This is a genomic window from Rhizobacter sp. P3_B12 (genome assembly GCF_056402895.1).
Genome location: NZ_JBFUGN010000409.1, coordinates 1 through 5,189, shown reverse-complemented (window position 1 = coordinate 5,189; position 5,189 = coordinate 1). Strand labels below are relative to the sequence as shown.

8 protein-coding genes are annotated in these 5,189 nt (G+C 71.6%); 2 read left to right on the top strand and 6 right to left on the bottom strand.

All coding sequences use genetic code 11. The annotated features are described in order from the left end of the window. The 6 genes from AC1D01_RS19855 to AC1D01_RS19830 form a co-directional block, all read right to left on the bottom strand. Nucleotides 1–537: AMP-binding protein (locus AC1D01_RS19855; RefSeq protein ID WP_477869288.1), on the bottom strand; the 537-nt coding region annotated here is incomplete at its 3' end. Next, nucleotides 534–1,511 (bottom strand): TauD/TfdA family dioxygenase, encoded by a 978-nt coding sequence (locus AC1D01_RS19850; protein WP_477869287.1) that lies wholly within the window; start codon nucleotides 1,509–1,511, stop codon nucleotides 534–536. The genes AC1D01_RS19850 and AC1D01_RS19855, both read right to left, overlap by 4 nt. 12 nt (nucleotides 1,512–1,523) lie before the next feature. Beyond that, nucleotides 1,524–2,255 carry a thioesterase II family protein gene (locus AC1D01_RS19845; RefSeq protein ID WP_477869286.1) on the bottom strand — a complete coding sequence of 244 codons (732 nt, stop codon included), beginning with the start codon at nucleotides 2,253–2,255 and terminating at the stop codon, nucleotides 1,524–1,526. Next, complete coding sequence (locus AC1D01_RS19840) at nucleotides 2,255–2,488, bottom strand: MbtH family protein (protein WP_047507974.1); 234 nt, start codon at nucleotides 2,486–2,488, stop codon at nucleotides 2,255–2,257. The genes AC1D01_RS19845 and AC1D01_RS19840 overlap by 1 nt, the downstream gene beginning before the upstream one ends. 181 nt (nucleotides 2,489–2,669) lie before the next feature. Further along, entirely contained in the window at nucleotides 2,670–2,858 is a 189-nt protein-coding gene (locus tag AC1D01_RS19835; protein ID WP_477869285.1) for a FecR/PupR family sigma factor regulator, read from the bottom strand. A 109-nt stretch (nucleotides 2,859–2,967) separates the two neighbouring features. Further along, nucleotides 2,968–3,495 (bottom strand): sigma-70 family RNA polymerase sigma factor, encoded by a 528-nt coding sequence (locus AC1D01_RS19830; protein ID WP_465114574.1) that lies wholly within the window; start codon nucleotides 3,493–3,495, stop codon nucleotides 2,968–2,970. Between the two features lie 155 nt (nucleotides 3,496–3,650). On the opposite strand from AC1D01_RS19830, the gene AC1D01_RS19825 reads away from it, so the two are divergent. After that, nucleotides 3,651–4,313, top strand: coding sequence for a response regulator transcription factor (locus tag AC1D01_RS19825; protein ID WP_477869283.1), 663 nt, complete (start codon nucleotides 3,651–3,653; stop codon nucleotides 4,311–4,313). Beyond that, nucleotides 4,310–5,189, top strand: an 880-nt coding sequence (locus tag AC1D01_RS19820; protein WP_477869281.1) for a histidine kinase dimerization/phospho-acceptor domain-containing protein, incomplete at its 3' end; no start/stop codon positions are given. The genes AC1D01_RS19825 and AC1D01_RS19820, both read left to right, overlap by 4 nt.

Genomic DNA, 5,189 nt, shown 5'->3' with positions numbered 1-5,189 from the left:
CTTCGGCGCCGAGGTGGAGCCGGAGGTGTATTGCAGGAAGGCGATGTCGCTGTCGTGCGGCGCGTGCGGGCGCCACGCGGCGGCGAGCGCGGCATCGTCAGCGGCATCGAGCTCGTCGATCGCGATCGGCTCGGCATCGCCGAAGCCTTCGCCGAGCATCGCCAGCGTCGCGCGCGTCGCGAGCAGCGCCGCCGGTTGCGCGTCGTGCGCGATGCCGGCCAGCCGCGCCAGGTGCTGCGGCCGCGCCGATTCGGGCGGGAACGCCGGCACCGCGATCAACCCGGCGTGCAGGCACGCGAGGAAGGCCACCACGTAGCGGTCGTCGTTGCCCTGCAGCAGCAGCACGCGCCCGCCGGGCGCGAAGCGGCGTTGCAGCCGCGCGGCCAAGGCGCGCACGCGCAGCGCGAGCTCGGCGTAGCGGATCGGCGTGTCGAGCGCGGCGCCGTCGGCCGCGCTGACGATCACCAGCGCGGTGTCACCCGGCCGCTCGGCCCCGAGATGCTGCAGGTGGTCGACGAAATTGCGGGGAGCGTTCATCGGGACAGGTCCTGGTCGAGGTTGCCGTGCGGCTCGGCCATCGCGACCACCACCTTGCGCGGGCCCTTGAACGGCGCGCGCGCATGCGCGGCCAGCATGTTGTCGAGCATCAGCACGTCGCCGGCCTGCCAGCGGAACGACACCGTCTGCGCGGCCAGCACCGCGCGCACCTCGTCGAGCATCGCGTCGGGGATGGCCGAGCCGTCGGCGAAGCAGGCGGTGCGCGGCATCTCGTCGGCGCCCAGCAGCTCCTCCAGCGATTCGCGCACCTCCGGCTGCAGGTTCGAGACGTGGAACAGGTGGGCCTGGTTGAACCACACCGTCTCGCCGGTACGCGGGTGCACGGCGATGGCCTGGCACCGCTGCGTGGTGCGCAGCCCGCCGTCGGGCTTCCATTCGAAGCGGATGCCCGAGCGCGCGCACCAGGCCTCGACCTCGGCGCGCTCGCTGGTGTTGAACACCTGCTGCCACGGCACGTCGAACTCGCCGTAGTTGCGCACGTACAGCACGCCGGGCGCGAAGCGGCGGCGGATCGCCTCGGGCATCTCGCGCCAGATCGCGCGGCTGTCGGCGATCGGCGTCTCCCCGCCCTCGGGCGCGGCGGTGACGCAGTGGAACCAGATCTTCATCGGCCACTCGCGGGTGTAGGCCTGCTCGTTGTGCAGCGGGATGTGCTGGTGCGCCGGGTACTCGGTGGAGGTGTAGACGCCGCCACCGACCGCGCTGCGCGGCGTCGAGCCGAACTCGTAGGCGAGCAGCGGGTGGCCGAAGGCCGCGGCGAATTCGCGGAAGGCGTCGACATCGGGCACCTCGAAGCCGCGCAGCAGCACGCCGCCGATGCGGCTCAGCAGCGCCTCGATGTCGGCGCGCAGCGGCGCGAAGGCCTCGAGCAGCGCTTCACCGGGGCGCGAGGGCGTGATCAGGGCCGGCAAGGCGGGCCGGTCCGGGCGGGTTGGATTCAGCAGGTCGGTCATGGAAGATCCCCTTCAGGACGGCAGCGGTTCGAACCGCAGCGCCTGCATCTCGTGGACGAGCGCGGCCAGCAGCTGCGGCTCGCTCTGGCGGATGAAGAAATGCCCGCCGTCCAGCCAGGTCAGCGAGAACAGCGTGCGGGCCTCGCGGCGCCAGGCAGCGAGGCGCGGCGCGCCGATGTCGTCCTGGCGGCCGCCGAAGGCGTGGATCGGCATGTCGAGCGGCAGGCTCCTCGCGTGCGGCGCGCTCGCGCAGACGCGGTAGTCGGCGCGCAAGGCATCGAGCGTGATGCGCAGCATCTCGGGGCTCGTGAACACCTCGTCCGGCGTGCCGCCCTGGCGGCGCAGGTCGGCGATCAGTTGTTCGTCGGTGTCCTTGTTCGCGAAGCGCTGCGGATCACGCTGCGAGGGCGCCGGGCAGCCGCTGACGAACAGCGCCTCCGGGGCCGGCAGCCCGCGTTCGCGCAGGCGCTGCGCGATGCCCCAGGCCAGCAGGCCGCCCATGCTGTGGCCGAACAGCATGAAGCTGCCGGTGGTGGCGTTGATGGCAGCGGCCTGCTCGTCGCACAGCCTCGCCACCAACGTGGCGAACGATTCGACGCAGTGCTCGCCCAGGCGGCTGCCGCGACCGGGCAGCTCGACCGGCACGACCTGCACCCACGCCGGCAGCGAACGCCGCCAGCGCAGGTACATCGTCGCGCTGGCGCCGGCGCAGGGCAGGCACAGCAGGCGGACGCTGGCGTGCATCAGCGCGGCGCCGCGGCCTGCTCGTCCATCCAGCGGCGCAGCGACAGCGGCCGCATGTCGGTCCACGCCGCATCGACGAACGCGAGCACCGTCTTCTTGTCACCGCTGGCGCCGGGCACCGCGGTCCAGCCGGGTGGCACGGCCTTCCAGTGCGGCCAGATGGAATATTGATCCTCGTGGTTGACGAGGACGATGAAGGTTTCGTCGTCGCGGTCGAAGCAGCTGGTGGACATGGCAAGGCCCGTGGTTCGCGCAGTGATGCGCCTTGCCTTCCATGACGAGCCGGCCGCGGCTTTGTTCAGCAGCCTGATCCCGTTCGCCCTGAGCTTGTCGAAGGGCCTGCTCGCATCGAACCAGGGCTTCGACAGGCTCAGCCCGACCCTTCGACAAACTCAGGGCGAACGGATGGAGACGTCAGTGCGGCAACCCGTCGTCGTCGTGCGCCGGCGGCACCAGCCCGCTCAGCAGCCAAAGCCGCGAGGCCTGTGCGTGCGCCGTGCGGTGCCGCGGGTCGGCCTCGAGCCAGCGCGCGAGCGCCTCGTGGTCGGCTTCGCTCAGCGGCTGCTCGTGCGCCTTCATCACCCACGCCCAGGCGGACTGCATGGCGAGCTCCTGCGCGGGGTCTTCACGGTCCTGATCGGGGTTCATCGGCGGGCGGCGCGCGCGGTCGCGCACGGGGCTGGCAGTGGAAACCGCCGATTCTAGGAGGCCGTCATTCCGCTTCGAGCAGGTGCCGGCAGTGCGCCAGGGCCTGGACCGCATCACGGATCATCGTGTTGACCAGCGCCGCCGACACGCCCAGCCGCTCACCGATCGCGCGCTGCGTCATGCCGCCCATGCGGTACAGCTCGAAGGCCTGGCGCGTGCGCGACGGCAGGCGGCCGAGCGCCTCGTCGACGATCACCAGGTTCTGCCGGCTGATCGCGTACTGCTCCGGCGTGCCCTGCGGCGCCGCCACGTGCTCGCCGCTCTCGGCGTCGGCGAACACGCCGGCCTCGAGCATCATGCGGCGCCGGCAATCGATCGCCAGGTTGCGCACCACCTGGAAGCAATAGCCGATCGGCTGCTGCACCGCCAGGCCGTGCGACACGTCGGACAGCTTGAGAAAGGCCTCCTGCACCACGTCCTCGGCCAGCTCGCGCCGGCCGGTGATCTTGTGGGCCAGGCCTTGCAGCTTGGCCCGGTGCGCGAGAAAGGCTCCGCCGAGCCCTGCGGCAGGCTCATGGTTGGTGATCGACACGCTCTACCCCCTGGTGCTCATCGTTATTAATTGAGAATCATTCTTATTTTCAGGGGCCACGTCAAGGCTTCGCGAATGACCCTGCGATTGCCTGCGGAGGGCTTGCTCCAGAATGCGAACCTTGTTCCCGTGGCGAAACTTGGCCGATCAACGAGATGCGCGTACTGCTGGTGGAAGACGACCGGATGATCGGCGCGGCCGTGCAGCAGGCGCTGTCCGATGCCGCGTATGCGGTGGACTGGACCACCGACGGCGAGCAGGCCCTGGCCGCTGCGCTCGCCCAGGCCTATGACCTCGTGCTGCTCGACCTCGGCCTGCCGCGACGCGACGGCATCGAGGTGCTGCGCCAGCTGCGCGCGCGCAATGCCCGCGTGCCGATCCTGATCGTCACTGCGCGCGACGAGGTCGAAGACCGCATCGCCGGCCTCGACCTCGGCGCCGACGACTACGTGCTGAAGCCCTTCGACGTGCAGGAGCTGCTCGCGCGCATGCGCGCCGTGGTGCGCCGGCAGGGCGGCTCGGCCTCGCCCTTGCTGACCAACGGTGCGCTCACGCTCGACCCGGCGACGCGCGACGTGAGCTTCGAGGGCCGCAGCGCCGCGCTCTCCGGCCGCGAGTTCACGTTGCTGCAGGCGCTGCTGGTGCGCCCCGGCGCGATCCTGTCGCGCCAGGAGCTCGAGGAGCGCATCTACGGCTGGAACGAGGAGGTCGAGAGCAACACCGTCGAGGTGCTGATCCATGGCATCCGCCGCAAGCTCGGGCCCACGGTGATCCGCAACGTGCGCGGCGTCGGCTGGCGCGTGGACCGCGCGGCATGAGGAACTCGCTGCAGTTCCGCCTGTCGCTGTGGATGGCCGTGCTGCTGCTGGCCACCGCGGTCGCGGCCGGCGCGGTGTCGTTCTTCTGGGCGCTGCACGAGGCCAACGAGCTGCAGGACGACCTGCTCGAGCAGACCGCCGCGCTGGTGCTGGCCGGCCAGCTCGCGATCAACCCGGTCGAGCCGCTGGCCGCGCCCGGCGCGCCGCGGCCGAGCGTGGTGGTGGAGCTGGTCGACACGGCGGCGGGCGAGCCGCGCGTGAACGGCATCGGCCGGCTGCCGCGCGACCTGCCCGACGGGCTGGACACGCACGTCGCCGAAGGCCGCCCGTGGCGCATGCTGCTGGCTCACCTGCCCGACGGCCGCCGCTTCATCGTCGCGCAGCAGACCGACCGGCGCGACGACATCGCGCAGGACAGTGCGCTGGCTGCGCTGGTGCCGCTGCTGGTGCTGCTGCCGGTGCTGCTGCTGCTGATCCACGTGGTGATCCGCAACACGTTGCGGCCGATCGCACGGGCTTCCCACGCGTTGAATCACCTCGATCTGCAGGGCGACGCCGCCGCGGTCGACGTGCCGGCCGGCGACATGCCCGACGAGGTGCGGCCCTTCGTCACGTCGATCAATGCGCTGCTGCGCCGCCTCACCGAATCGCTCGAGCAGCAGCGCCGCTTCGTCGCCGACGCAGCCCACGAGCTGCGCTCGCCGATCACCGCGCTGACGGTGCAGGCCGAGAACCTGGAGCATGCGGAGATGTCGCCCGAGGCACGGCGGCGTTTCGTGCCGCTGCGCGAGGGGCTGTCGCGCTCGCGGGCGCTGCTGGAGCAGCTGCTGTCGCTCGCGCGCGTGCAGGCGCCGCGGGCCGACGCGCGGCAGGGGC

Bases quoted from the DNA above. Each gene is read 5' to 3' on its own strand.
- AC1D01_RS19845 (WP_477869286.1), bottom strand. From the start codon at position 2,255: ATGCACGCCAGCGTCCGCCTGCTGTGCCTGCCCTGCGCCGGCGCCAGC.
- AC1D01_RS19835 (WP_477869285.1), bottom strand. From the start codon at position 2,858: ATGCAGTCCGCCTGGGCGTGGGTGATGAAGGCGCACGAGCAGCCGCTG.
- AC1D01_RS19840 (WP_047507974.1), bottom strand. From the start codon at position 2,488: ATGTCCACCAGCTGCTTCGACCGCGACGACGAAACCTTCATCGTCCTC.
- AC1D01_RS19825 (WP_477869283.1), top strand. From the start codon at position 3,651: ATGCGCGTACTGCTGGTGGAAGACGACCGGATGATCGGCGCGGCCGTG.
- AC1D01_RS19850 (WP_477869287.1), bottom strand. From the start codon at position 1,511: ATGACCGACCTGCTGAATCCAACCCGCCCGGACCGGCCCGCCTTGCCG.